The sequence below is a fragment of the Phaeovibrio sulfidiphilus genome (assembly GCF_014861485.1).
Lineage (GTDB): Bacteria > Pseudomonadota > Alphaproteobacteria > Rhodospirillales > Rhodospirillaceae > Phaeovibrio > Phaeovibrio sulfidiphilus.
The window spans coordinates 550,393-575,803 of record NZ_JACZHT010000001.1 but is presented as its reverse complement, the minus strand read 5'-3'; the positions used below and the strand labels follow the sequence as shown (position 1 = coordinate 575,803).

General features: G+C 68.0%; 21 protein-coding genes and 1 tRNA gene. 14 read left to right on the top strand and 8 right to left on the bottom strand.

The window, feature by feature from the left end; translation table 11 throughout:
* Positions 1-767: 767 nt before the first annotated feature.
* Together IHV25_RS02395 and IHV25_RS02390 are read left to right on the top strand one after the other, a co-directional pair.
* Positions 768-854: transfer RNA gene (locus IHV25_RS02395), tRNA-Leu, on the top strand.
* 113 nt (positions 855-967) lie between these two features.
* Positions 968-1,885, top strand: coding sequence for a LysR family transcriptional regulator (locus tag IHV25_RS02390; protein WP_192533357.1), 918 nt, complete (start codon positions 968-970; stop codon positions 1,883-1,885).
* 320 nt (positions 1,886-2,205) lie between these two features.
* Here IHV25_RS02390 and IHV25_RS02385 read toward each other — a convergent pair whose 3' ends face one another.
* From IHV25_RS02385 to IHV25_RS02365, 5 genes are all read right to left on the bottom strand, one after another.
* Entirely contained in the window at positions 2,206-2,649 is a 444-nt protein-coding gene (locus tag IHV25_RS02385) for a hypothetical protein (RefSeq protein WP_192533356.1), read from the bottom strand.
* A 21-nt stretch (positions 2,650-2,670) separates the two neighbouring features.
* Positions 2,671-5,079, bottom strand: a complete 2,409-nt coding sequence (gene gyrB, locus IHV25_RS02380) for a DNA topoisomerase (ATP-hydrolyzing) subunit B (RefSeq protein WP_192533355.1) — start codon at positions 5,077-5,079, stop codon at positions 2,671-2,673.
* Positions 5,080-5,244: 165 nt separating this feature from the next.
* Complete coding sequence (recF, locus tag IHV25_RS02375; RefSeq protein WP_338048571.1) at positions 5,245-6,429, bottom strand: DNA replication/repair protein RecF; 1,185 nt, start codon at positions 6,427-6,429, stop codon at positions 5,245-5,247.
* Positions 6,422-7,540, bottom strand: a complete 1,119-nt coding sequence (gene dnaN, locus IHV25_RS02370) for a DNA polymerase III subunit beta (protein WP_192533354.1) — start codon at positions 7,538-7,540, stop codon at positions 6,422-6,424. The genes recF and dnaN overlap by 8 nt, the downstream gene beginning before the upstream one ends.
* 88 nt (positions 7,541-7,628) lie before the next feature.
* Complete coding sequence (locus tag IHV25_RS02365; RefSeq protein ID WP_192533353.1) at positions 7,629-8,681, bottom strand: tetratricopeptide repeat protein; 1,053 nt, start codon at positions 8,679-8,681, stop codon at positions 7,629-7,631.
* A gap of 213 nt (positions 8,682-8,894) precedes the next feature.
* Between IHV25_RS02365 and IHV25_RS02360 the strand changes: the two genes are divergently transcribed.
* Positions 8,895-9,710 carry a hypothetical protein gene (locus IHV25_RS02360; RefSeq protein ID WP_192533352.1) on the top strand — a complete coding sequence of 272 codons (816 nt, stop codon included), beginning with the start codon at positions 8,895-8,897 and terminating at the stop codon, positions 9,708-9,710.
* Between the two features lie 228 nt (positions 9,711-9,938).
* On the opposite strand, the gene IHV25_RS02355 is transcribed toward IHV25_RS02360, so the two are convergent.
* Positions 9,939-11,225, bottom strand: a complete 1,287-nt coding sequence (locus IHV25_RS02355) for a multidrug effflux MFS transporter (RefSeq protein ID WP_192533351.1) — start codon at positions 11,223-11,225, stop codon at positions 9,939-9,941.
* 807 nt (positions 11,226-12,032) lie between these two features.
* On the opposite strand from IHV25_RS02355, the gene IHV25_RS02350 reads away from it, so the two are divergent.
* The 8 genes from IHV25_RS02350 (at position 12,033) to hypA (ending at position 19,241) form a co-directional block, all read left to right on the top strand.
* Positions 12,033-13,121 carry a hydrogenase small subunit gene (locus tag IHV25_RS02350; RefSeq protein WP_192533350.1) on the top strand — a complete coding sequence of 363 codons (1,089 nt, stop codon included), beginning with the start codon at positions 12,033-12,035 and terminating at the stop codon, positions 13,119-13,121.
* Positions 13,122-13,124: 3 nt separating this feature from the next.
* Positions 13,125-14,915, top strand: coding sequence for a nickel-dependent hydrogenase large subunit (locus IHV25_RS02345; protein ID WP_192533349.1), 1,791 nt, complete (start codon positions 13,125-13,127; stop codon positions 14,913-14,915).
* Between the two features lie 185 nt (positions 14,916-15,100).
* Positions 15,101-15,805: a Ni/Fe-hydrogenase, b-type cytochrome subunit gene (gene cybH, locus IHV25_RS02340; RefSeq protein ID WP_192533348.1), complete on the top strand. Its 705-nt coding sequence runs from the start codon at positions 15,101-15,103 to the stop codon at positions 15,803-15,805.
* A 1-nt stretch (position 15,806) separates the two neighbouring features.
* Entirely contained in the window at positions 15,807-16,547 is a 741-nt protein-coding gene (locus IHV25_RS02335; RefSeq protein WP_192533347.1) for a HyaD/HybD family hydrogenase maturation endopeptidase, read from the top strand.
* Positions 16,548-16,551: 4 nt separating this feature from the next.
* On the top strand, positions 16,552-16,875 hold the full coding sequence (locus IHV25_RS02330; RefSeq protein WP_192533346.1) for a HypC/HybG/HupF family hydrogenase formation chaperone: 324 nt from the start codon (positions 16,552-16,554) through the stop codon (positions 16,873-16,875).
* On the top strand, positions 16,872-17,798 hold the full coding sequence (locus IHV25_RS02325; RefSeq protein WP_192533345.1) for a hydrogenase expression/formation C-terminal domain-containing protein: 927 nt from the start codon (positions 16,872-16,874) through the stop codon (positions 17,796-17,798). Before IHV25_RS02330 ends, IHV25_RS02325 begins: the two co-directional genes overlap by 4 nt.
* Entirely contained in the window at positions 17,795-18,886 is a 1,092-nt protein-coding gene (locus IHV25_RS02320; protein WP_192533344.1) for a hypothetical protein, read from the top strand. Before IHV25_RS02325 ends, IHV25_RS02320 begins: the two co-directional genes overlap by 4 nt.
* 1 nt (position 18,887) lies before the next feature.
* On the top strand, positions 18,888-19,241 hold the full coding sequence (gene hypA / locus IHV25_RS02315) for a hydrogenase maturation nickel metallochaperone HypA (RefSeq protein ID WP_192533343.1): 354 nt from the start codon (positions 18,888-18,890) through the stop codon (positions 19,239-19,241).
* 74 nt (positions 19,242-19,315) lie between these two features.
* On the opposite strand, the gene IHV25_RS10615 is transcribed toward hypA, so the two are convergent.
* Positions 19,316-19,732: a hypothetical protein gene (locus IHV25_RS10615; RefSeq protein ID WP_197974940.1), complete on the bottom strand. Its 417-nt coding sequence runs from the start codon at positions 19,730-19,732 to the stop codon at positions 19,316-19,318.
* 27 nt (positions 19,733-19,759) lie between these two features.
* Between IHV25_RS10615 and hypB the strand changes: the two genes are divergently transcribed.
* From hypB to IHV25_RS02300, 3 genes are read left to right on the top strand one after another with little or no spacing between them, the layout of a single operon-like run.
* Positions 19,760-20,554: a hydrogenase nickel incorporation protein HypB gene (gene hypB, locus IHV25_RS10610; protein WP_338048570.1), complete on the top strand. Its 795-nt coding sequence runs from the start codon at positions 19,760-19,762 to the stop codon at positions 20,552-20,554.
* Entirely contained in the window at positions 20,551-23,544 is a 2,994-nt protein-coding gene (locus tag IHV25_RS02305) for a Kae1-like domain-containing protein (RefSeq protein WP_192533341.1), read from the top strand. The genes hypB and IHV25_RS02305 overlap by 4 nt, the downstream gene beginning before the upstream one ends.
* A gap of 1 nt (position 23,545) precedes the next feature.
* A complete protein-coding gene (locus IHV25_RS02300; RefSeq protein WP_192533340.1) occupies positions 23,546-23,776 on the top strand; it encodes a HypC/HybG/HupF family hydrogenase formation chaperone in 231 nt (76 codons plus the stop codon).
* Positions 23,777-24,172: 396 nt separating this feature from the next.
* Here the strand turns inward: IHV25_RS02300 and IHV25_RS02295 are convergent, their stop codons facing one another.
* Positions 24,173-25,390, bottom strand: a complete 1,218-nt coding sequence (locus tag IHV25_RS02295; protein WP_192533339.1) for a HAMP domain-containing histidine kinase — start codon at positions 25,388-25,390, stop codon at positions 24,173-24,175.
* Positions 25,391-25,411 lie beyond the last annotated feature (21 nt).

Sequence of the window (25,411 nt, the reverse complement as noted above, 5' to 3'; positions counted from 1 at the left end):
TACAGCACGACGTCGCTCGCTATGTCCAGAACCTCCATAACGCGGGGGAAGATCATCGGGGGAAACTGAATGCAGTGGCAAGGGTTTTGGTTCCTTAGGAGGTGGCCTAGTGGTTTGCAGGGCGCTTCTAACCCCTTGATTCTTATGGGGGCGACAAAGGGCTGGAAGCTGCAAACTCTCTATTGGCCAACGGAGTTTTCAGGCAACTCTTAATCAGCGGGTCCAAGGTTCGAGTCCTTGTGCGCCCACCAAATTCAGGAAGGGGTGACCCTTCGTCGAGAGACAGAAAAAGGACACGGAACTTCGGTTCGTGTCCTTTTTTGTTTGGGCGTTTTTCACGTCTGTCGTGAAGGGGCGGCTCCTCCTTTTTGTGTGCGTGGTTGTCCGGGGGCTGGCGCCGGGGCCCGCTTACATTCGAGGTGGCCGGTGCCCGCTCCGTGCGTTTTCTTCCGGAGTCGCGCCTGCTTTCGGCCCGGGTTGCGGGGAGGGACGGGGGCTGCCGGTCGACCTGTCGCTGCCCCGGACCGGGGCCGCCAAACCCGGAGTCCGGGCCCGTCGCGCCGCACGGTTGTGACCGCATCCGTCTGTAGAACACCCCAAAACGCCCCGAAATCGGTCTCCCGGGCGTGTCCGGGGCGATTTTTCCGGCTTGGAACACACTGAATTCCCAGTGGTATTTGAAAAAATAATCATCTGATGAAAGATCGTATTGACGGGTGTTCGGCATGGCGTCATGATCCGCCGGCGCGCCATGGTTGGTGTGTTGTGCCCCTGTGGCGGAACCGGTAGACGCGGCGGACTCAAAATCCGCTGCCCTTGCGGGCGTGGGAGTTCAAGTCTCCCCGGGGGCACCATCTTCTTCGCCTGGAGACCGAGACAGGCGAGGTTCCGTTCGCCCGTGCCCTTCCGGCGAGCCCACTGTTCGCTTCGTGCCCTGTTGCGAACCCAGCCCTGAAAGCAGCCCCGCATGGATCCCCGCCATCTGAAATCTTTTCTCCAGATCATGGAAACAGGCAGCTTCAGCGCTGCGGCGGAACGCATTGAGCTGACCCAGCCGGCCCTGTCCCGGCAGATCAGCATTCTTGAGCAGGAAGTCGGCGAGACCCTTTTTCGCCGGACCGGTCGTGGGGCGGAACCCACCGAGGCCGGACTTCTCCTGGCCGAGCACGCCCGTTCCATTCTGGATTCCATTGAGGCCGCGCGCCACGCCATGGCCTCGCGTCACGAGGAGGTCATGGGCCGCGTTGCGGTTGGCCTCCCGCCGTCGATTGGCGTGCGCCTGACGGCTCCCCTTGTGGACCATTTCCGTCACCGGCATCCCCTCGTTCACCTGTGCGTGGTCGAGGAGCTCTCGGGTTTTGTGCAGGACGGCCTGCTGGCGGGCTGGATCGACACGGGTATCCTGTATGCCCAGACGGTCCATCCGGCCCTGTTCCACGAGCCCCTGATGACCGAGGAACTGATGCTGATCTCGCACCCGGACCTGATGCCGGACACCGGATCGCCGAACTCCCCGGTGCCCATCCAGGCCCTCGCCGAGCTGCCGGTTCTGATGCCCAGCCGCCGTCACGGCATGCGCTCGCTGATTGATCAGGCTCTGCTGTCCCACCGCATGACCCTGAACACGGCGATTGAGACCGATTCGCTCCGGGTGTCCTCCGAGCTGGCCAAGCGCAAGCTGGGTGTGTTCATCCACGCGCCCTCGGCGTTCGAGAGAGACCTGAAGAGCGGCGCCCTCGTGGCCCGTCCGCTGGGCACCCCGCCGCTCAAGCGCGCGATTGTTCTGGCCTGGCCGAGGGACCGGGCTCCCACCCGGGCCACCCTGGCCATGGCCGATGCGATCCGCGAGATGTTCGATGCCTCGGGCGGGTACTTCGAGCTCTAGGGGGCGACTGCCCCACAGGAAACCGGCTGGCGGATGTCAGCCGGTTTTTTTGTGCCCGCAGCGGGCCAGGGGGGATGCGCCGATGGGCGCGGCTGGGTAGCTCTGCCTCGCGTCAGGGGCCCGGGTGGGGCAGTACGGGTGCGGGAGCGACCCCCGGAGCCCCGTCGCGTTCGGGCATGCAAGCCCTTGCGTTCGGGCACGCACGCCCCGGCATTCGGGCATGGAAAAGGCCGGGTCGCACGGGGCGCCCGGCCGTTTCGGTGTTCTGGCGTTCTGCGGGGCCGGGCTGCCTTGGGGCGCCCGTCCCGCGCGCGGAGGCCTTACTGGGCCATGGTCCAGCTGACCGGATCGATCCGGACCACCTTGCCGGTACACGGGCTGTAGACCACGCCCAGGGTCCAGACCTGCCGGGTTCCCTCGCTGGAGCCGTTGACCGCCAGGGAATAGCGGATGTCGTACTGGCCCTCGCCGCGGGGGAGGCAGTCAATGCTGGCCAGCCGGTGCAGGCCCGCCTGGAGGAAGCCCTTTTCCCGTTTGCACAGGGCGTCCACATCGGAGAACTTCTGTCCGACAAAGCGGGACTCGTAGTACTCGCGAGCCACGTCCGTATCGGCCTCCATGGCCTCGCGGGCGCTCAGCACCTTTCCGGTGTGGGGGATGCCCGCAAGCACCAGCGTCGGGTCGTGCTCGTCGGCGGGCATCACAAAGACCGTGTACAGGACGACGCCCATCATCAGTGCGCCGAAAATGATACTTTTGCTCATGTCTGACGTCTGGCTCCCCGTTTAGACATCCAGGTTTTTGACTTTGAGGGCGTTGTCCTGGATGAAGTCCCGTCTGGGCTCCACGACGTCGCCCATCAGGGTGGAAAACACTTCCTCGGCCTGGTCGATCTGGCTGATCCGCACCTGGAGCAGCCGTCGCACGTTCGGGTCCAGGGTGGTTTCCCAGAGCTGCTCCGGGTTCATCTCCCCAAGGCCCTTGTAGCGCTGGACCGAGACGCCCTTCTTGCCCGCATCCGTGATGGCATTGATCAGGGAGACGGGGCCGGACAGGGGCAGCTCCTGGTCCTTCAGGCGCAGCCGGGCGGGCTCGGCGAAGACGTCCCGGAAGCCGGCGGCCAGGGTGTCGAGGCGGCGGGCCTCGGCGGTGTGGAGCGACACGGGCTCCACGTGGTAGCTCTCCTCGACGCCGCGCACGGTTCGGGACAGGCGGAAGCCGCCTTCCTCGGACAGGGAGCCGGTCCAGCCGCGCTCGTGCTCGTCGGCCAGGCGGTCCAGCCGCAGGGCGAGCGTCTCGATGGCCTCCTTGGCCCGGACCGGATCGGCGATGATCTCCGGGTTGAAGGCGCCCGCAAGGGCGGACTGCTCCAGCACCTGCCAGGGGAGGGTGCGCCGCACGTTCTCGATGCCGGTGCGCATGACTCGGGCCCGGTCCACCAGGGAGCGCAGCTCCCCGGCCGCGATCTGGAGCCCGTCCGAGCCCACAAGCACCGCGTCCGCAAGACCCGCGTTGATCAGGTAGTTCTCCATCTCGCGGTCGTCCTTGAGGTAGACCTCGGAGGAGCCGCGCTTGGCCCGGTACAGCGGGGGCTGGGCGATGTAGAGATAGCCGCGCTCGATCACCTCGGGCATCTGGCGGAAGAAGAAGGTCAGGAGCAGCGTCCGGATGTGGGAGCCGTCCACGTCGGCGTCCGTCATGATGATGATCTTGTGGTACCTGATCTTGTCGACGTTGAAGTCGTCCTTGCCGATCCCGGTGCCCAGCGCCGCGATGAGGGTGCCGATTTCCGCGCTGGAGAGCATCTTGTCGAAGCGGGCGCGCTCCACGTTCAGGATCTTGCCGCGCAGGGGCAAGATGGCCTGGAAGGCCCGTTCGCGGCCCTGCTTGGCGGAGCCGCCTGCGGAGTCACCCTCCACGATGAACAGTTCGGATTCCGCCGGATCCCGGTTCTGGCAGTCCGCCAGCTTGCCTGGCAGGCTGGCCATGTCCAGGGCGCCCTTGCGCCGGGTCAGTTCCCGGGCGCGCCGGGCGGCCTCGCGGGCGGCGGCGGCCTCCACCACCTTGCCCACGATCTTCCGGGCCTCGGTGGGGTGCTCCTCGAGCCACTGCTCCAGCCGTTCGGCGGTGATCTGCTCCACCACCGGGCGGACCTCCGAGGACACCAGCTTTTCCTTCGTCTGGGACGAGAACTTGGGGTCCGGCACCTTCACGGAAAGCACGCAGGTCAGGCCCTCGCGCATGTCATCGCCGGTCAGCGAGACCTTTTCCTTGCGCATCAGCCCCGAGGCGTTCGCGTAGTTGTTGAGGGTGCGGGTCAGACCGGCGCGGAAGCCGGCCATGTGGGTGCCGCCGTCCCGCTGGGGGATGTTGTTGGTGAAGCACAGGACGTTTTCATGGTAGGCGCTGGTCCACTCCAGGCACAGCTCCACGTGGATTCCCTCGCGCTCGCCCGAGGCCGTGACCGGCGGCGTGTGGAGCGGGGTCTTGGAGCGGTCCAGGAAGTGGACGAACGCCTCGATGCCGCCGTCATAGTGGAACTCGACGGTCTTGGGCTCCGCCTGGCGCAGGTCGGACAGCACCAGCCGAACGCCCGAGTTCAGGAAGGCCAGTTCCCGCAGCCGGTGCTCCAGGGTGGCGAAGTCGTAGTCCGTGTTCGAGAAGATCTCGGTCGAGGCCAGGAAGGTGACCTCGGTGCCGGTGCGGCCGTTGCTGTCGCCCACGGCCTTCAGCGGGGCCACGGAGGCCCCCTTCTCGAAGCGCAGGAAGTGCTCCTTGCCGTCGCGCCAGATGCGCAGCTCCAGCCAGTCCGACAGGGCGTTGACCACCGAGACGCCCACGCCGTGGAGGCCGCCCGACACCTTGTAGGCGTTGTGGTTGAACTTGCCGCCGGCGTGCAGCTGGGTCATGACCACCTCGGCGGCGGAGATGCCCTCGCCCTTGTGGATGTCCACCGGAATGCCGCGGCCGTCGTCCACCACGGTGACCGAGCCGTCCTTGTTCAGGGTCACGGTCGTGTGCTGGGAATAGCCCGCCAGAGCCTCGTCGATGGCGTTGTCCACGACCTCGTAGATCATGTGGTGGAGCCCCGAGCCGTCATCGGTGTCACCGATGTACATGCCCGGCCGCTTGCGCACCGCCTCGAGCCCCTTGAGAACGTTGATGTCGTCGGAGGTATAGGCCATCTGGGTCATCTGGAAAGTCCACTCCTCACCCGGGTTTTTCCGGCTAAAACCGGGAGTTTGCGAAAAACGCACCACCTTAGCACACCGTATCGGCACAGGCGGGAAAATTGTGCGTGGGGGGCCGGTTTCTCCTGCAAAAAGCCTCCTGAACCGTGCCCCGGGCCGGTCCGGACGCTACAGGATGGCGCCGTTCTCAAGCCGCAGGAAAAGGGCGTCCGGTCCCACGCCGCCGAACAGCTCGCGGTCGGTGCCCGAGACCCAGACCTGGGAGCCGAGGGCCCGCAGGGCCTCGAACAGGGCGTCCCGGCGCAGCCCGTCCAGGTGGGCGGCCACGTCGTCGAGCAGCAGCAGCGGGGATACCCCCCGCGAGGCCGACAGAACCCGGGACTGGGCCAGAAGAAGGGCCACCAGCATGGCCTTCTGCTCCCCGGTCGACGAGTGGTGGGCCGGAGCCCCCGTCGTGCCGTGCCAGGCCAGCAGGTCGTCCCGGTGGGGGCCCGCGGTGGTTATGTCCCGCTGGGCGTCCGTCTCCCGGCTGGCGGCAAGGGCGTCGCGCAGGCGGTCCTCGGCGGCCAGGGCCGGGCCCGAGGCCAGCCAGCGGTCCACGTCCGAATCCATGTCCAGCCGAACGCCGGGAAAGGGGCCGCAGGACAGGGACACGGCGGCTCCCAGGCGGTCGAGAAGGTCGCGCCGGGCGGCCACAAGGGCCACGCCGTGGCGGGCCATCACGTCTTCCAGGGCGTCCAGCCAGGCGCCCGGCGGCCGCTGGGGCGAGCGCAGGAGCCGGAGGCGTTCCCGCTGGGCCCGGGCGTAGGCCGAGGCCCGGCCCGTATGCCCCGGGTCCAGGGCGGCAACGAACCGGTCCAGGAAGCGGCGGCGTTCCTGGGCCGCATCCCGGAACAGGGGATCCATCTCGGGGGTCAGCCAGAGAACGGGAAACAGGGCTCCCAGGGCGGCGTGTCCGGCGGCGGGCTGCCCGTCAATCTGGACCACGCGCTTTTCCCGGGCTCCGGGGCGGCCCGAGGCCTCGAGCCCGGTGCCGATGCTCACTTCGTCGGCGCCGCCGATGCGCACCCGCGCGGACACGGCCCACACCAGGGGATCACCCGGGACGGGCGGCCTGGCCGGGGTCCACTGTCCCACGTCTCCCAGGGCCGCATTGCGCAGTCCGCGTCCCGGGGCGAGGAAGGACAGGGCTTCGAGAAGGTTTGTCTTGCCTGCCCCGTTCGGGCCGACAAGCACCACAGTCGGATGGCCTGACTCCAGGCGGACGCTTCCGTGGCAGCGGAAGCGGCTCAGGGTCAGGCGCTCCACATGGGCGCCCGGGCGGGTCAGGGGAAGCCGGGCAGGGTCAGACACGCATCGGCATCAGGACGTAGAGCGCCGAGGCATCCGCCGTGTCGCGGATGACGGTCGGGGCGGCTCCGTCCGAGAGGCTGATCTGGACCGTCTCACCTTGAAGGTGATCCAGGATGTCCGTCAGGTAGCGGGCGTTGAAGCCGATCTCGAAGGCCTGGCTGTCGTATTCGGCCGAGACGTCCTCCTGGGCGCTTCCCGCATCCGGGCTGTTGGCGGACAGGGAGATCTGGTCCTTGCCCAGGGCCATCTTGACGGCCTTCGAGCGCTCGGACGAAATGGCCGACACGCGGTCCACGGCCTGCGAGAAGCTCTGCCGGTCGATCTGGAGCATCTTGTCATTGTTGCGCGGAATGACCCGCTCATAGTCCGGGAACTTGCCGTCGATCAGCTTTGAGACCAACGAGATGTCGTCGAACGTGAAGCGGATCTTCTGTTCCGAGACGGCGATGGAGATGTCCATTCCGGTTTCGTCGGACAGCTTGCGCAGCTCGCCCACGGTCTTTTTCGGCAGGATGATGCCGGGCATGCCCGCCGCACCCTGGGGCAGCGGCACGTCGGCGCAGGCCAGACGGTGCCCGTCGGTGGCCACGGCCCGCAGGACAGGAACGCCCCCCGAGTCGGCCGCGTGCAGGAAAATCCCGTTCAGGTAATAGCGGGTTTCCTCGTTGGAGATGGCCTGGCGGGTCCGGTCGATCAGACCCCGCAGGTCCGAGGCGGGAATCGCGAAGGTGTGGGAGAACTCGCCCGGGTTCATGATGGGGAATTCGCTCACCGGCAGGCAGGCCAGCCGGAACCGGGAGCGTCCGGCGCGCAGCAGGATCTGGCTCTCGTCGCCGTCAAAGGAGACCTCGACCTGGGCGCCGTCCGGCAGCTTGCGGACGATCTCGAACAGGGTGTGGGCCGGAGCCGTCGTCGCGCCGGGCTGGATGACGCCGGCGGGGCAGAACTCCTCGATCTCGATGTCCATGTCCGTGGCGTTCAGGGACAGGCCCTCGCCTTTTGCCTCAAGGCGCACGTTGGACAGGATGGGAATCGTCCCGCGCTTTTCGACGATGCTCTGAACGTGTCCCAGACTCTTGAGGAAGGCAGTCCGCTCGGTCGTGAATTTCATGCCAGAAAGCCCGTATCGCGAAAAATGAAAAAGGGGCGCAAGTATACGCGCCCCGGTTCCATTCGCCAACGGGTATTATCGCACGCGTTTATCCGGGGCCCGGAGCGGGGCTCGGTCCCTGGGCTGCGGCGGCCGCGGCAACGGCGGCTGCGGCGGCGTTTTGCCGGGCGGCCTGCTCCAGCTCGGCCTGGTGGACGAGGGCCGCGTCCTCAAGCTTCGCGAGCCCGAGCCGGCCCGCCAGGTCGGCGCACCGGGCGTAGTACTTGCACGCCAGTTTGGGGGCGCTGTCCCGGTAGAAGTTCCCCAGCTTGATCAGGGCCCGGGCCTCGCCCTTGCGGTCTCCGGCGCTGGAGAACGCACGCAGCGCCCTGAGCATGGCCTCCCGGCCGTCGTTCAGGTTCCCCAGGGAGGCCAGCATCTCGCCCAGGTCGAAGTGGGTCTGGGCCTCGTCCAGGGTGTTGCCGTTCATGGCGAACAGCTCGATGGCGGTTTCAAAGTCGTTGTGGGCCAGGTCGGGGCGCTCCATCTGGCGGTGCAGGAGCCCCCGCTCCCGCAGGACCATGCCCCGGTGGAACGTGTGGCCCAGGGCGGTGTAGAGGCCCAGGGCCTGACCGTAGAGGGCCAGCGCCCGCTTGTCCTTGCGGGCCCGGCGGGCGACCCCGGCCTGAACCCGGAGGATCCGGGCCTCTCCGGCCGTGTCTCCGGCGTCGTGCAGGAGGGCCTTGGCCTGGTTCCACAGGGCGTCGCGTTCGGTGGTGTTGGACTCCGCGTCCTCGAGGGCGCCCATCATGTAAAGCGCATAGGCCCGGTCCGTGATCCGGGTGTCATCCCAGGGCAGGGCCAGGGCCTCGGACAGGGTCTCCCGGGCGGCGCCATAGAACGAGCTGGCCAGTTCCAGCTCGCCCAGGCGGGCCAGTATCCCCAGCTCGGCGTCCGCGGGGCCCTGCTCCCGGGTGAGCATCCGGGCGCGGCGGAGAGCCTCCCGGGCGCGGTTCACCTCCCCGCACAGCACGAGGCGGTCCGCATCGGCCAGAATGTCTTCAATGGGGCGGGGAGTGTGGGTCATGGGACGGGCCTCCGGAAGGCGGGCCTCCGCGGGATGGGCAAGGCGCGCGTGGGCACCGTGAACTGATCCGCACATTTTACTTCTTCCAGACTGTGCAGGCAATCGGCAAAACCCTGGCCCCGCTCCCGTTCCCTTTTCCTGCCCCCGCGCCCTCTCCCGCGCCCCGCTTCCGTCCCGTCCCCCTGTGTCCCGTCCCCCTGTGTCCGGTTCCCCTGTGCCCGGCCCGTGCTCCGGTTCCCTGTCCCCGGCCCCGCCCCTGCGCCCGCCTCTTGTCAGGAGCGCTCCGGGGTGGCAAGACAGGACAACCGCACCGGCGGCGGACGCGTCGCCCCCACGACACAGGAGCGCTCTCTGATGGGCTGGGACATCACCTATCACCCCTTCGGCGTAAACGAGGTCCGGGATCTGTATTTCGCCGGCGTTGACACCCCCGACGCGGTGGCCGCGATGGCGGAGCGCTTTCAGGTGCCGGAGGTGGATCGTCCGCGTCTGGAGTTCATCTTCGAGCGCGCCCGGGACACGGATCCCGAGTTGCCGTTCCCCCAGACCCACGCCTTTTTCATGGCCATTACAGCGGGCTTCCTGCGCCCGTACTGGTATATCCGTGACGGGGCCCTGTCGTTTCTGTACGACGACCCCGAGTTCCGCCCGTTCTTCAGTGACTGGACGGATCTGGTCCCCGAAAGCCGCCGGCGTGAGGGCCTGGACACCCTTCTTCTGTGCAACTACTGCGGCGGGGTCTACCTGACGCCGGAGGCTCTTGCCGACCTGCGCGAGGCGGCCCGGACCCGGGCCCCGGTGGCCGAAAAGCTGGAGGCCCTGTTCTCCGGCGGGAGGCTGGATCTGTTCTGGAGCGCGGTGGACCACGCCCTGGACAACGGCCTGGGCCTTCTGGAGGCCGCCGAGGTCATCGAGCCCAACCCGGTGGATGTGCGCAAGACCCGCTGCTACGCCCGCACCGAGAACTGTGACCCGGCCGGGCCGATCCTCTACCAGAGGGACTACCTGGCGGAGATGGACCGGCTGCGGCGGAAAAAGGCCGAGGAGGATGCCCGCAAGGGCGTGGTGCGCCGCCTTCTGGACCGGATCGTCTACCGGCCCTGAGGCTCCGGCCCTGCCCGGTGGCTGGATGGACACCCGGCGGGCGGGCCGGGACAGGCGCGGTCCCGGACGCCCCGGTGGCTCGATGGACACTCGGCGGGTGGGCCCCGGTGTCCGCCGTCCGCGGGCGTGATCCGGCGTGGGGTCAAAGACCGGGGCCGGGCCTGCGCCCCCGCCAGCGTTTCCCGCTTCCCGCGTTCCGTCCGTCCCCGCTCCGGCGCGTGCGGGCCGTCAGCGTCCGCCGGGGGCGGGCTGCTGCTCCCCGCCCTCGATCTCGCAGGCCAGTTCGCTGCGCGGCAGCACGAAGAGCCAGACCAGAAGCGCAAGGGTCGCGCACAGCAGCATCATGCTGAGAAGCGGCCGGGTGGTGTGGTCAAACTGGGCGCTGATCAGCCAGCTGATCCCGGCGGCAAAGGCCATCTGCGAGAACCCCAGAAGCGAGCTGGCGGTCCCGGCCATGCGCGGGAAGGGCGTGATGGCTCCCGCCTGGCTGCTGGGCTGGATCAGGGCGTTCGCGAAGTACTGGAGGCAGCCGATGGGCAGCACCGTCCAGATCGACATCCAGCCGCCCCAGGCGAGAATGCAGCCGGTGCTGATGGCGCCGACCGAAATGGCCAGCCCCAGCGGAACCATCCGGCTCGCGCCAAGCCGGACGGACATCCGGGCCCCCAGAAGGGCCCCGGTGAAATAGGATCCCGCCAGGGCCATGAAGGTGTGGCCGTACTCTCGGGCGCTCAGGTGCAGCACGTCGATAAAGACAAACGCCGAGTTGGAGGAGTAGCTGAACAGGGCCCCGAAGCTCAGGCCCGCAACAAGCGCGTTCCCCAGATAGCAGCGGTTCGTCAGCAGCGTGCGGGCATTGTGGTAAATGCACACGATGCTGGTGGCGGCGGGGTTCTTGTTGCGGTTGGTTTCCTCCAGGAACAGGGCTGCCGACAGCAGGATGGTCGCCCCCATGATCGCCATGACCATGAAGGTGGACTGCCAGCCCAGGTGTTCCTGGAGGTAGCCGCCCACGATGGGGGCCACCGCCGGAGCCAGGGACAGCACCGAGGCCATAAGGGACAGGATGCGCGGGATCTCCGAGCGGTCGAAGGAGTCCCGCACGATGGCGCGCCCCAGGTTTCCGCCCCCGCAGGCTCCGAAGGCCTGGACGAACCGGGCCGCGATCAGGAACTCGATGTCGGGGGCAAAGGCGCACGCCACCGAGGCCCCCAGGTAGATTGCCAGGCTGGCCAGCAGGACCGGGCGGCGTCCGAACCGGTCCGACAGGGGGCCGTAGACGAGAATCCCCGCCGCGAGGCCCAGGGCGTAGACCGAGACCGTCAGCTGAACCGTGGACACGGTGGTCCCGAAGACCGCGGTCATGCTGGACAGCGACGGCAGGTACATGTTGCTGGAGAAGGGGCCGATCATGGCCATCCCGAGAAGGATCGCAAGGATCGCTCGCCGGGAGTTCCGATGCGGGTCGACCGGAGTCTCGGGGGAACGGGGTGCTTCGGTTTCGGTTCGGGTCATGAGGCGTTCGGCTCTTTCGCGCGCAGCGGGTTTCACACGATGGTCACAGGTCACAGGTAAGCCCCCGGGTCCGAGGGGGCCTGGGGGGCGAAGCCGGGTCTGGTCCTGCGGTGTGCCCCCGGCCCCGGTTCCTGTGGAACCGGCCGGTGGCGGTCCCCGCCCGATGCCGCCCGCGAGAGTCTGAGGACGATGGAACTCTTCGCAGTCTGGCCCGGACGGGGAACACCGGCTCTCTCTCCTGCCCCGGATGCAGGCTGATTTGGGAAGAGAACGCTCTCCTTTAATGGGGACACCCCGGGCGCTATTCCAGAGTACGGTACTCGATTTTTTCCCCGATGTCGCCGGAGGCCCTGGAGGCCGTCCCGTCCCCCGCTCCCCGCCCGATTCGCTCCCCCTTTTTTCGGGGGAGGCGGGGGTGACGGGCGTACCGGAGGGGGTATGTCCCGCCGGCCATGAACCCGTTATGGTTGAGTGGTGTCCGGCTGGGGTGTCCGGGGTCGGACCGGGCCCTGCGGCCTCGCGCGATTCGTGAATTCCCAGGTTTTCTGCCGCCGAACGGGTCGGGAACCGGCTTTGTCCCCCGTTCGGCTGTGCGGGGCGGCCGGGCCCGGGGCCGGGTTTTTCCGGTTTGACACCGCTATGCCTGTACAATCAAACGACGAATCCTATATTTAGCAATGAGAATTGCTAGCAATACTATGGCGTAAAGGACATTTGAGGAATTTTGGTTTGTTGGTCGTTATGTTCTTGTGTAATAGTATTGACGATTCTGTTTCTTGGGTATGCGGCTACGGGGGGTGACAGCCCATGAACGAGACCTTTTATGACGTCCTGAGGCGCCAGGGCATTACCCGGCGCAGTTTCATGAAGTTCTGCAGCCTGATGGCGGCCTCCATGGGGCTTGGGGCCGGGGCTGTCCCGAAGATTGCCCATGCCCTCGAGACCAAGCCCCGCACGCCGGTGCTCTGGATCCACGGGCTGGAGTGCACCTGCTGCACCGAGTCCTTCATCCGCTCGGCCCATCCGCTGGCGAAGGACGTGCTGCTGTCCATGCTCTCGCTGGACTACGACGACACTCTGATGGCCGCGGCCGGTCACCAGGCCGAGTCGATTTTGGACACGATCCGCGAGAAGTACAAAGGCAACTACATCCTCGCGGTGGAGGGCAACCCGCCCCTGGGCGAGGAGGGCATGTACGCCATCCAGGGCGGACGCCCCTTTGTGGACAAGCTGCGGGAGTGCGCCGCCGACGCCAAACACATCATCGCCTGGGGGTCGTGCGCGTCCTGGGGATGCGTCCAGGCCGCCCGCCCGAATCCGACCCAGGCCACTCCGGTCCACAAGGTCATCACGGACCGTCCCGTGATCAAGGTTCCCGGCTGCCCTCCCATTGCCGAGGTCATGACCGCGGTCATCACCTACATGCTGACCTTTGACCGGGCTCCCGAGCTGGACCGGATGGGCCGCCCGAAGATGTTCTATTCCCAGCGCATTCACGACAAGTGCTACCGGCGCCCGCACTTTGACGCGGGCCAGTACGTGGAGGCCTGGGACGACGAGGGCGCGCGCAAGGGCTACTGCCTCTACAAGATGGGCTGCAAGGGGCCCACCACGTACAACGCGTGCTCCACGACCCGGTGGAACGAGGGGGTCTCCTTCCCGATCCAGTCCGGGCACGGGTGCCTGGGGTGCTCGGAGCATGATTTCTGGGACCAGGGCTCGTTCTACAACCGGGTGGCCAACCTCTCCCAGTTCGGGGTCGAGGCCAACGCGGACACCATCGGCATGACCATCGCCGCCGGTGTGGGAGCGGGTATCGCGGCCCATGCGGCGGTGTCCGCCGTTGTGCGCTACCGGGGCAAGACCGGTATCGACGTCCCGGAACACGGAGAGTAGGCCATGACACGTCACGAGACCCAGGGCTTCACCCTGGACGATACCGGTCGTCGCATTGTGGTGGATCCGGTGACCCGGATCGAGGGCTACATGCGCGTCGAGGTGAACGTTGACGAGAACAACGTGATCCGCAACGCCGTGTCCACAGGGACTCTCTGGCGGGGACTCGAGGTCATCCTCAAGGGCCGTGATCCCCGGGACGCCTGGGCGTTCACCCAGCGGATCTGCGGCGTGTGCACGGGAACCCATGCGCTTGCCTCGGTGCGGGCGGTGGAGAACGCCCTCGGGATCACCATTCCCGACAACGCGAACATCATCCGCAACCTGATGCAGCTCTGCCTCCAGGTGCATGATCACCTGGTGCACTTCTATCACCTCCATGCCCTGGACTGGGTGGATGTGGTCTCGGCCCTGGATGCGGACCCCCGCACCACGTCGGAGCTGGCCCAGTCCCTGTCGGACTGGCCCCTGTCCTCGCCGGGCTACTTCCGCGACATCCAGAACCGCCTGAAGGCCTTCGTGGCCAGCGGCCAGTTGGGCCTGTTCACCAACGGCTACTGGGGCAACCCGGCCTACCGCCTGCCCGCGGACGCCAACCTGATGGCCGTCGCCCACTACCTGGAGGCCCTGGACTTCCAGAAGGAGATCGTCAAGATCCACACCGTGTTCGGTGGCAAGAACCCGCACCCCAACTGGCTTGTGGGCGGCGTGCCGTGCGCCATCAACCTGGACGGGGTGGGCGCGGTCGGGGCCGTCAACATGGAGCGGCTCAATCTGGTCAAGAGCATCATCGAGCGCACCATCGAGTTCGTGGACAAGGTCTACATTCCGGACCTGACCGCCATCGCCGGCTTCTACAGGGACTGGCAGTACGGGGGCGGCATCTCGTCCCAGTGCCTTCTGGCCTATGGCGATATCCCGGTGCGCGCCAACGACTACGGTCCGGACAGCCTGCTGATGCCCCACGGGGCCATCATCAACGGGGATCTCTCGACCGTTCATGACGTGGACCTGAGCGACCCGGAGCAGATCCAGGAGTTCGTGTCCCACTCGTGGTACACCTACCCCGACGAGACCCGGGGGCTCCACCCCTGGGACGGGCTGACCGAGCCCGATTTCCAGCTGGGGCCCAACACAAAGGGCACCCGCACCAAAATCGAGCAGATCGACGAGAACGCCAAGTACTCCTGGATCAAGTCGCCCCGCTGGCGCGGCCACCCCATGGAGGTCGGGCCTCTCGCCCGCTTTGTCATCGGGCACGTGCGCGGCAATCCGGAGTTCAAGGAGCCGGTGGACCGGCTTCTGAGGACGCTGGACCTGCCCCTCGAGGCCATTTTCTCCACCCTGGGGCGCACGGCGGCCCGGGGGCTCGAGGCCTCGTGGGCGGCCCACAAGATGGCCTGGTTCTTTGATCGCCTGATCAGCAACCTCAAGGCCGGGGACACCGCCACCGCCAACACGGAGCGCTGGGATCCGGCCACCTGGCCCGACGACGTGAAGGGATACGGTTTTACCGAGGCCCCGCGCGGCGCCCTGGGCCACTGGATCCACATCCGGGATCGCAAGATCGAGAACTACCAGGCGGTGGTGCCCACTACCTGGAACGGCAGCCCCCGAGATCCGCAGGGGCAGATCGGACCGTTCGAGGCGGCCCTGATGAACACGCCGCTCGCGAAGGCCGACGAGCCGCTCGAGATTCTGCGCACGCTCCACTCGTTTGATCCGTGCCTTGCCTGCTCGAGCCATGTCCTCAGTCCCGACGGACAGGAGATGGCAACGGTTACGGTACGCTAGTTCGGCCGGGTCCGCCGGTTCGGCCGGTGCCGGTTCCGTTCGGGGCCGGTCCGGGTGCAGCGCACGGCGGTCGCGTCCGTTTTCCGGGCAAGGGGGGGTACCGGGGTCACCGGTCCCCCCTTCGCAGGCTGGAGGGCGTGGGCTCCCGGCCCCGGGTTCCAGGCTGATGAACACAGGAGGCTGCAATGGCGACGATTGATGATTTCGAGATTGCCCGTCGCTCGCGCATGGTCAAGGCACTCTATATCTACAGGCCCATGAACCGCCTGTGGCACTGGGTCAACGCGGCCACCATTCTGGTGCTCATGATCACCGGGTTCTTTATGGGGCGGCCGTTTCCGTCCGTCGAGGGCGACACGTCGGTTCTCTACGTGATGGGCTGGCTGCGCTACATCCACTTCGTGGCGGGCTGGATCCTTCTGGTGGGCTTTGTCCTGCGGGTCTACCTGGCCCTGTCGGGCAACCGCTACGCCCGCGAGCTTTTCCTGCCCGATGTCCTCAGCCGGGAGTGGTGGAAGGGCCTGTTCACCGAGCTGGCCTGGTACATGTTCCTGATCAAGGAGCCCCCGAAGTACGCCGGGCACAACCCTCTGGCCCAGTTCCTGATGTTCTGTTTCTTCGTGGTGGGCCTTCTGGTCATGCTGCTGACCGGGTTTGCGCTGTTTTCCGAGGCGGTGGGCCAGGGATCCTGGGCGGATCACCTGTTCGGCTGGGTGATCGAGCTGTTTGGCGGCAATTCCCTGGCCGTGCATGCCTGGCACCGCCTGGGCATGTGGTGCCTGATCTTCATCATCCTCGCCCACATCTACACCGCCGTGCGCGAGGACATCATGAGCCGGCAGTCCATGGTCTCGACGATGATTTCCGGCTGGCGCATGTTCAAGGACTGACATGAGAACCGATCCTCAGGCCCTGTCGCCCTTCGACCCCCACAGCGATCCCGTGCTGGTTCTCGGGATTGGCAATCTGCTGTGGGCGGATGAGGGGTTCGGCGTGCGCTGCGCCGAGACCCTGGGGCGCACCCACGTGCTTCCCGGCACCGTCACGCTGATGGATGGCGGGACGCAGGGCCTTTATCTGCTGCCCCATGTCACTGCGGCCCGTCGGATGGTGCTGTTTGACGCCGTCGACTACGGTCTGCCGCCGGGGAGCGTCCACGTGGTCGAGGACGGGGACATTCCCCGCTTTACCGGGGCGAAGAAAATGAGCCTGCACCAGACCGGCTTCCAGGAGGTTCTGGCCGCGGCCACCCTGCTGGGGCGGCTTCCGGAAAAAATGGTGCTGATCGGCGTGCAGCCCGTGGACATGAGCGACTATGGCGGTCCGCTGCACGACACCCTGAAGGCCCGGGTCCCCGAGGCCGTCGCCCTTGGCGTGGCCCGCCTGCGGGACTGGGGTCTGAGTGTGGGCGTCCGGGCCGGGGAGGTGTCTGCGGACCTGTTCGACCCCTCTCTGGCCCACGAGCCCTTCGAGGCCGGGCGTCCGTCCGCGGACGAGGCCTGCCGTTTCGGGGACACCCGGGTTCTGGCCCGGATGTCCCCGTGCTCCGGGCGCGGCCCCGGCCCCAGCCCCGGGGCCGGCGTTGGCGCCAAATATGATGACCGTGCCCCGCACACACGGGAAAGGATCTGAGCCCATGTGTGTCGGTATTCCCATGCAGGTACTCGAGGACAGGGGCCCCCTTGCCCTGTGCCGCGATCGGGGTGGAAACCCTGTGCTTGTCGACATGCGCCTTTCAGGTGCCCAGCACGCCGGAACCTGGGTCATGACGTTTGCGGGAACGGCCCGCTCGGTCATGGATCCGGACACCGCGCGGAAGACGCTGGATGCCCTGGAGGCTCTGGACACTCTTATGGCGGGCGGCTCTCCGGATCTGGAGATGCTGTTCGCCGACCTCGTCGGGCGGACTCCTGAGCTGCCCGAATTCTTGAGACCGATGCCGGGAAAGGATACCTCATGAATATCTCATCACCCTCTTGCGGCATGACCATGCCGAATGAAACTTATGGGCCCGACGAGTTGCTGACTCGGGCCTCGTCGAGCTATTCCGAGTATCGGAATGCCCGATCGTCCCATGTGTCTCCCATGGCCTTCCCGCAGGGCATGCACACGTTTGCGCGCCCCGTCGTTTCGGCCAGCGACATGCCGCCGGAGACCGTCCGGGCGGTCGCGGACCATATAGGTGACTGGGCGGACCGTCTGGATGAACACTGCCGGGGCGATCTGGATCCGGTCCGGGCCCGGATCGATTTCCGTGAGCTGCCCTCGGATGTTGCGCTTCTGGCCAACGATGTCCTGGGTCAGGGCGAGGTGAGCGCCATCATTGACTCGGATCCCGTGACCCTGATCCAGGAAACGGCGTTTGCCGGTCTGTGGCGGGTCGTCTCCCTGGATGACGCCGGGGTGGTCGTGTCCGATCACACCGAGATCGGCCGGTTCCCGTCTGTTGTGTCCCGTCGCCTGCGGGACGAGCCCCGCTGGTCCCTGCCCGATTCGGCGGTTGCGGGGGTGCGCTCTGCGGTTGCCGGTGTCCTTGCCGAGCTTCGGCCGCACCTTGAGTCCGGAATCTGGGTCGAGGATGCGCAACCCCATGTTGTTGCCCTGACCCTCCTTCCCCTTTCGCAGGACGATATCATGTGGATGGCGCAGGCGTTCGGCGTCGGTTCGGCGGTTATTTTGTCCCGGGGCTATGGAAATTGCCGGATCACGAGCACGAGGGTTCAAAACCTGTGGTGGGTGCAGTACTTTAACAGTGAAGACAAAATGATTCTCAATACGCTGGAGGTCGCGGCGGTCCCGGATGCAGCGCAAGCCGCCCCCGAGGATCTTCTGGCCAGCGCCGCGCGCCTTCGGGATTGGGCAAAGGAACTGACTGTACCATGACTCAGCCACCCCTTGTCGTGCGGGCCCGCTATGAAGGCGGGTGCGTGTCCGACATCAGCGTGACCAACAGCCGCCCTGTCGTCGCCCGGCTTCTGTCCGGATGCGATGCCGAGGGGGTTCCCGACCTTGTTGGCAGTCTTTTCGTTCCCTGCCGCAACGCCCATATGGCGGCGGCGTCGTTCGCCATCAGCGCGTTCCGGCGGGAAGTGGCCAACATTCCGGACGGCATCTGGCTTCGCCTTCACGTGGAGCTGTTCAACGAGACCTTGCACCGTCTCCTGATCAGCTGGCCGGAGGTGCTCGGTCACCCCAGGATGACCGAGACCTACGCCCACCTTTACCGGGCGGCGGCGCGCACGGACATGCCCTCGCTTATGAAGCAGGTGGGCACTCCCGAGGTCTGCGCCCTGTACGAGAGCGCGCCGGTCGATGGTTCGGTGTTCGCCGACCGGATCGCGCAACTCGACGCGCCCTGGAATCTTCTTGCGGACCTGATGGCCCTGGAGCGCGAGCAGCCTCCGGCGGGCTCGGCCGCCGATCTGAGTTTCATCCCCGACGGTGCGGACGCGGGCCGGGATGCGCCCGGGTGGCTCGAGGAGTCCCTCTGTCTTTGTCCCACCGTTCCGGGCACCCGGATCCGCCCGGACTCCCCGGCGGAGACCGGCGCGTTTTCCCGCCACAGCAACAAGCCCCTGGTCCTGTGGCTTCGCAAGGAGAACCTTCCGCTCTCGGCGCGGTTCGCCTGCCTGGTCCTGGACCTTCACGACTGGCTGCGGGGCCTGCGCGACCCCCAGATGGACCGGTTCTCGGGCACGGTCATGCCCCTCAACGACGAGGGCGTGGGCCTGTGCCGGGTCGAGACCCAGAGGGGCGCCCTGATCCATGCCGTGCAGCTGGACGACCAGGGGCAGGTCAGCCGCTATGGCATCTGTGCGCCGACCGAGTGGAACTTCCACCCCCGGGGGATCTTGCGCCGGGAGGCCCTGCGCCTGTGCGGCTCGCCGGACAATGTGGAGGCCCGCCTGAGGGCCCTGGTCCTGGCCCTGGATCCCTGCGTGGAGCACAGCGTCGTCCTGGAGGCGGCCTGACATGCATGAGATGGCCCTGGCGGAAGGCGTGCGCTCCATTGTGGACAACGCAGCCCGGGCCCATCGGATCCGTGGCCTGGAGGCGGTCGTCCTGGAGATCGGCCAGCTGTCGTGCGTCGATCCCGAGGCCCTGCGCTTCGCCCTGGGGCTGGCGCTGAGGGGCTCCGCCGCCGAGCGGGCCCGGATCGAGATTGAGTCCATTCCCGGAGAGGGCTGGTGCCTTGCCTGCGACCGCAACGTTCCCCTTGCCAGTCGCGCGGACGCCTGCCCCTCCTGCGGGAGCCATCGGATCCAGCCGCTCCGGGGAACGGAAATGCGGGTCCGGGAGCTTCTGCTTCAGAAAAACCGTCAGTGAAAGCGGGAGTTTCGGATATGTGTGTGACGTGCGGGTGCGGAAGCGGGCGGGGTGTCATCACCTCGGAGCCCGGATCAGAGGACCATGGCCACGACCGGCCGGAGGCAGCCGGACAGGGGCCGGGCGGGGGCCACGACTGCGGGTGCGGGCACGACCACGGGCACGGCCATCACCATCATGACCACAGCCACGACCATGGCGACGGCCACCACCACCACGCCCATGATCACGACCATGCCCATGACCATGAGCACGGGCACGGGCATCACCACCACCATCACGATCACGACCATGACCATGACCACGACCATGATCACGGGCATCACCATGGTCACTCTCACGATCATCATCCGGGGCACTACGGTCACGACCGCCCCCTGGGCTACCATCACCACGCTGCGGCGGGGCTCGGCTCCCATCACCACCACGGCCAGGGTCCGCAGGGGGTCCGCGTCCCGCTTCCCGGTGGCGCGGGGGAGGTCCACGTTCACGTCCATATCCACTCACCCGCGGCGGCTGTGGGGCCGGAGCCCGCTCCGCTCCACCATCACCACTATGATCTCGGGCCGGCGGTGGGGGTGGGCCTCCGGGGCGGGCAGGCCGACACGGAACAGCGGGTCATCCAGCTGGAGCAGGACATTCTGGGGGTCAACAACGCCATCGCTGCGGCGAACCGCCGCTGGCTGCGCCGCAACGGTATCCTGTCCCTGAACCTTGTGTCCTCCCCCGGGGCGGGCAAGACCTCCCTTCTGACGGAGACCATCCGCCGCCTTCCCGACGCCTCGGCGGTGACCGTGATCGAGGGGGACCAGCAGACGGATCTGGACGCGGCCCGCATCCGGGAGACCGGGGCGAAGGCGCTCCAGATCAACACCGGGAAGGGCTGCCACCTGGATGCGCGCATGGTCAACGAGGCCATCGGCCGCCTGAACATGGAGCCCGCGTCCCTCCTGCTGATCGAGAACGTGGGCAACCTGGTGTGCCCCGCCTCCTTCGACCTGGGAGAAGAGGCCCGGGTGGTCATCCTCTCGGTCACCGAGGGGGACGACAAGCCGCTCAAGTACCCGGATATTTTCGTGGGCGCGTCGCTGATGATTGTCTCCAAGACCGATCTGCTGCCCTACGTGCACTTTGATATCGACCGGGTGACCGAGTACGCCCGGCGCATCAATCCGGACATCGCCTGCCTGACCCTGTCCGTCGAGACCGGCCAGGGGATGGATGCCTGGATGGAGTGGCTGGAAAAGCGCCGCTCCACGTTCTGCATTACGGCTGCGGACGGGGATCCGGGCCTGGTGCCGTTCTTTACATGAGCCGACGGCTCCGGGTCACGCTCTCGGGGCGGGTTCAGGGGGTGGGGTTCCGTCCCTTCGTCTACCGGCTTGCGGTCGGGGCCGGTCTGGGCGGGGAGGTGCGCAACACGCCGCGCGGCTTGGACCTGGAGATCCAGGGTGAGCCGGCTGCGCTGGAGACCTTTCTGGCCCGGCTCCGAAACGAGGCGCCGGAGGCGGCCCGCATCGATGCCCTGGACGTGCAGCCGGTGGAGCCCCGCTCCGATGCGGGTTCCGATCCGGGTTCCGATCCGGCGGCGCATGGGGCGGCCGCGCCGCGGTTCGTGATCAGCGCGTCCGGTGCCGGGGAGCGCTCGGACCCGGACGGGGTGGACCGGGCGTCGTGTCCCGACTGCCTTGCCGAGATGTTCGATCCCGACAGCCGCCGCTGGCGCTATCCGTTCACCGCCTGCACGGCCTGCGGTCCCCGCTACACCGTGGAGACCCGCCGCCCCTGGGCGCGGGAGGGCACGGTATTCGCGGACTTTCCCCTGTGTGACGCCTGCCGGGCCGAGTTCCTCAACCCCTCGGACCGGCGTTTCCACGCCGAGACCCTGGCCTGTCCGGAGTGTGGCCCCCGGTATGCTCTCGAACCCGTCTCAGGGCCCCCGGTGGGCGCCGTCGCCGGGCCCGTGGAGGCCGACGCCCCGGGCTCTCTTAAGGCTTCCCGCACGGACACCCGTACGCCAGCCGTCTGCCCGGTTCCCGGCGCAGGGGCGGGTGCGACGCTCCCGGGCGCGCCGGTCTGCCGGGATGCGGCCCGCGATCCGTTTGCCGCCGCGTGGGGCGCCCTGGATCGGGGCGGCATCGTGGCCTTCCGCGGCACCGGGGGCTTTCATCTTCTGTGCGATGCCCGGAACCCGGATGCGGTCCGTCGCCTGCGGAGCCTCAAGGCCCGGGAGGCCCGGCCCTTTGCCCTGATGGTGCTGAACACGGCGTCGGCCCGGGCGCTGGTCCGGTTCGGCCCCCACACCGCCGCTCTCCTGGAGAGCCCCCGCCGCCCGGTTGTGCTGTCCCCGCGCAGGCCGGACGCCCCGCCGTTGGAGGGCGTGGCCCCCGACAGCAGCGATCTGGGTCTTCTCCTGCCCCCCACCGGGGCGCATGTTCTCCTGTTTCACGAGGCACTCGCTCGCCAGTCCGGCGCGGTGCCCACGGGCTCCGCCTGGCTGGAGGCGCCGTTTGACCGGATCCTGGTCTGCACCTCGGCCAATCTCCATAACGAGCCGATCCTGACCGGGGCCTCGGAGATCCGGCGTGTCTTCGGGGAGGGGATCGACTGCCTGGTCACCCATGACCGCCCGGTTCCCTGGCGCATTGATGACTCGGTGCTGCGGGACGGGGCGTGTCCCGACGCGTCCGGGGTTTCGGTGCCGGATGTCCGCTCCGGGTCCGGGTGCGACGAAGATCCCTCCCCCGGGCCGTCCCGGGACGCGGTCCTGTCCCCGTTCCCGTCCTGGGATCCGCCAGCGGGCCCTTCGTCCGGCCCCAGGCCCGGTCCCGGTTCCGGACCCGGCGAGCACCCTGTCCCGGACCGCTCTTGTACGCCGTCGCCCGGCGCGTCGACGGCCACGGGCCCGGCGCCCTTCCCGGCATCGGATCCCGGGTGGGGGGCAAGGTGGGGTGCTCCGGTCATGATCCGCCGGGCCAGGGGCTATGTCTGGGAGCCGGTGCCCCTTGCCCACGGTGGTCCCGCCGTGCTGGCCCTGGGACCGTATCGGGCGGCAACCCAGTGTCTCGTGTCGGGAGAGCGGGCCTTTGTCTCGCGTCACCTGGGCACCCTGTCCGGGGCCGACGCCCTTCTGGACGCCCGGGCCACCGCCCGGTTTCTGGGGCAGCGGCTGGCGGAGGCCCCCGTGGCCCTGGCCTGCGATCTTCATGAGGACTATCCCTCCACCCGCCTTGCCCGGGACCTGGGGCGGGAGTGGGGGCTCCCGGTCCTGGCGGTCCAGCATCATCACGCCCACATTGCCGCCGTTGCCGCCGAGAACCGGCACACCGGCCCGCTGTTCGGGCTGGCCCTGGACGGGGCCGGTCTGGGCACGGACGGCACGGTTTGGGGGGGCGAGCTTCTTGCCGTCGAGCCCGACGGCACCTTCCAGCGGCGCGGTTTCCTGCATCCCTTTCCGCTTCCCGGAGGGGACCGGGCGGCCCGGGAACCCTGGCGCATGGCGGTGTCGGTCCTGTGGGCGCTGGGCCGGGAGGACGAGGCCGCCTGGCGCTTTCCCCATATCCCCGAGGCTCCGGCCCTGGCCCGCCTGGTGGGGAAACCGGGCCTGTGGCCGGTGTCCTCGTCCCTGGGGCGGCTGTTCGACGCCGCCGCCGCCCTTCTGGGCGTCTGCACACACCAGTCGTTCGACGGGCAGGCGGCCATGGCGTTGGAGAGCCTGGCCTGCGATCATGGCCCCGTTTCCTTTGACGTGGCCGGGTGCGAGCCCGGGCACGGGTATGGCCACGGGCCTGGGTGTGATTGGGGTGGGGATGGGCCGAATGGCGTTCCCCCGGTCCCGCTTATGCCTTCCACCATGGCTCCTTGGACGGCGCCCGCAGGCGTCCTGCCAGAAGGGCTGCCGCTGGTTCCATTCGGGGTGCGTCCCGGCGATCCCTCCGGGCTCTCGCCGGCCCCGGCCCCGGCTCCGGTGTCGGCGACGGCCACCGACGGTCGGCTGTCCCTTCTGCCCCTTTTCGCCCGTCTTCTGGACGAGCCGGACCCGGCCCGGGGGTCGGCCCTGTTTCATGCGGGGCTGGTCCGGGCCCTGGCCGACTGGTGCGGGGCCCTGTGCGGGCCGGGTGCTACGGTGGCGCTGGGCGGGGGCTGCTTCGTCAATCGCATCCTGGGCGACGGGCTGGCCCACGCCCTGGAGTGTCGTAACATCAGGCCGTTGCGGGCCGCGCTGCTGCCTCCGAATGACGGGGGCCTGTCCCTGGGGCAGGCGGTGGTGGTCCGCCAGAGGCTGGAACAGGAGGGACGCTGAGATGTGTCTTGCCCATCCGACGCGTGTTGTGGAGCTTCTTGAGGGCGACCGGGCCCGGGTGGAGCTGGACGGGGTGATCCAGGAGGTCTCCGTGGCCCTGCTCGATGACGTGCGCGAGGGGGATTACGTGATCGTGCATGTGGGGTTTGCCCTGTCCCGCCTGGACCCGGCCGAGGCGGAGGCGACCCTCGCCCTGTTCGCGAGGGCGGCGACGACCCGGCCTGCTTCCTGAGGACGTCCCGGCCTTCCGGACAGGTTTGGTTGTGGGGTCCGCGTTCCGCGTTACGGAATGGATGCTTGCTTGCCGGGGCGCCCACCGGGCCGGCTTCCTGACGGCGTTCCGGCGTCTTGGGCTCGGGTTGGTACGGTGGTCCGTGTCACAGAGCGGGTGCTTCGTGGGGGAGCGACCCGGCGTGGACCCTGACGGCATTCCGGGGTCTCGGGCTCCGATTGGTAAGGTGTTCCGTGTCGCGGAACGGGCGCTTTCTGGTGAGGCTGCCCGCCTCGCTTCCTGAGGACTTTCCGGCCTCCCGGGCCAGGGTTGGTGCGGTGTTCCGTGATGCGGAACGGGTGCTGCGCGGGGCGCGGACCGGTGTCCGCTGCCGGAACCGGCCCTGCGTGCCCGTGTCTAGCCGGCCTCGGGTCCGGCGGGCGAGATGGACAGCCCCGGCCCCTCGGCCCGGGCCACCGGCACATCGAAGCTGACCCGGGTTCCCTCGCCCGGGCGCGCGTTGATGGTCAGGGTCCGGCCATAGAGGATCTCGGGCAGATCCCAGGTCTGGGTGCCGTTGCCGTTGTCCTCGATCGAGATGGTGGCGATGCCGTCCGCGATCCGGGCACCGATGTCGACGCGCAGGAACCGCCGCGTCCCTTCCGAGTACAGCGCCGTTTCCACGACGGTGCGGAACAGGGCTTCCAGGTCGTCCTCGATGGCGCGGACCATGGGCAGCACGTGGGCCCGGATATCAGCGCTGACCGCCTTGATGCGCGGTGCCAGGGATTCGAGCGCCCGGGTCAGGGATTCGTTGGCGTCGATGTTGGCCTCCAGCCGGGAGGCGGCCCCCATCCGCGCCAGGTCCAGGGGCGTGGCGAATCCGGAGGGCTTCCAGGGGTCGTCCAGCGCGATCAGGGACAGGGTGTGCCCCGGCGTGAGGAACCATCTCTGGATCCGGACCCGGTGCCCCTCGCCGTGGGGCGAGGTCCAGATCAGGGTCGAGTCCTCCTGCTGTTCGGCCGGCTCCCCCGCGCCCCCGGCTGCCCCGTCGCCAGGCGCGTTCGGTCCGGTCGCTCCGGCCGGGGCGGAGACGGGGGGCGTTGCCAGCTTCTCCACGAGGGCGCTCACGAGGCCGGGGGCCAGTTCCTCGAAGGACCGGTTGCGCAGCACCGGTTTGCCCCGGGCGTCGAGTACCGCAAGCGGCATGGGCGAGCACTCCATCGCCAGATCCCGCATGTGGGCGCACAGGTTCCGGCTTTGCCGGTAGCGCTGCGACTCGCGGACCAGCCGGGCCTCCCGCCGGAGCGAGCGCACCAGAAGCACCATCAGCGCCACCGTGCCCACGCTGGCCACCGCCGAGGCCATGATGAACAGGACCGGCGCCCCTCCGGCCGGCGGGTTGGCGGCCAGCCACGCGGCCACGCCGTCCGCGCTCACGCCGCCGCCCAGAAGCCGCTGGACGGTGGCGATGCGGCTCTCGGCGGAGTCCAGGGCCGTGAAAACACCTCGGAAAAGCAGGGCGTTGAAGCCCGCCACAACCGTCGCGCCAAAGATCAGGGCCGCAAGGTACAGCCGGAAAAGAAACCGTTCGGAGGAGGGAGATCCGGGCTTTTCTGTCATTTTTTCCATCATAGACCTTGTCTTTGGGGCGGA

Bases quoted from the DNA above. Each gene is read 5' to 3' on its own strand.
- cybH (WP_192533348.1), top strand. From the start codon at position 15,101: ATGGCGACGATTGATGATTTCGAGATTGCCCGTCGCTCGCGCATGGTC.
- IHV25_RS02305 (WP_192533341.1), top strand. From the start codon at position 20,551: ATGAGCCGACGGCTCCGGGTCACGCTCTCGGGGCGGGTTCAGGGGGTG.
- IHV25_RS02355 (WP_192533351.1), bottom strand. From the start codon at position 11,225: ATGACCCGAACCGAAACCGAAGCACCCCGTTCCCCCGAGACTCCGGTC.
- IHV25_RS02320 (WP_192533344.1), top strand. From the start codon at position 17,795: ATGACTCAGCCACCCCTTGTCGTGCGGGCCCGCTATGAAGGCGGGTGC.
- IHV25_RS02390 (WP_192533357.1), top strand. From the start codon at position 968: ATGGATCCCCGCCATCTGAAATCTTTTCTCCAGATCATGGAAACAGGC.
- IHV25_RS02295 (WP_192533339.1), bottom strand. From the start codon at position 25,390: ATGATGGAAAAAATGACAGAAAAGCCCGGATCTCCCTCCTCCGAACGG.
- IHV25_RS02330 (WP_192533346.1), top strand. From the start codon at position 16,552: ATGTGTGTCGGTATTCCCATGCAGGTACTCGAGGACAGGGGCCCCCTT.
- IHV25_RS02365 (WP_192533353.1), bottom strand. From the start codon at position 8,681: ATGTGCGGATCAGTTCACGGTGCCCACGCGCGCCTTGCCCATCCCGCG.
- IHV25_RS02325 (WP_192533345.1), top strand. From the start codon at position 16,872: ATGAATATCTCATCACCCTCTTGCGGCATGACCATGCCGAATGAAACT.
- IHV25_RS02345 (WP_192533349.1), top strand. From the start codon at position 13,125: ATGACACGTCACGAGACCCAGGGCTTCACCCTGGACGATACCGGTCGT.
- hypA (WP_192533343.1), top strand. From the start codon at position 18,888: ATGCATGAGATGGCCCTGGCGGAAGGCGTGCGCTCCATTGTGGACAAC.
- gyrB (WP_192533355.1), bottom strand. From the start codon at position 5,079: ATGACCCAGATGGCCTATACCTCCGACGACATCAACGTTCTCAAGGGG.
- dnaN (WP_192533354.1), bottom strand. From the start codon at position 7,540: ATGAAATTCACGACCGAGCGGACTGCCTTCCTCAAGAGTCTGGGACAC.
- IHV25_RS02385 (WP_192533356.1), bottom strand. From the start codon at position 2,649: ATGAGCAAAAGTATCATTTTCGGCGCACTGATGATGGGCGTCGTCCTG.
- IHV25_RS02350 (WP_192533350.1), top strand. From the start codon at position 12,033: ATGAACGAGACCTTTTATGACGTCCTGAGGCGCCAGGGCATTACCCGG.
- IHV25_RS02335 (WP_192533347.1), top strand. From the start codon at position 15,807: ATGAGAACCGATCCTCAGGCCCTGTCGCCCTTCGACCCCCACAGCGAT.
- IHV25_RS02300 (WP_192533340.1), top strand. From the start codon at position 23,546: ATGTGTCTTGCCCATCCGACGCGTGTTGTGGAGCTTCTTGAGGGCGAC.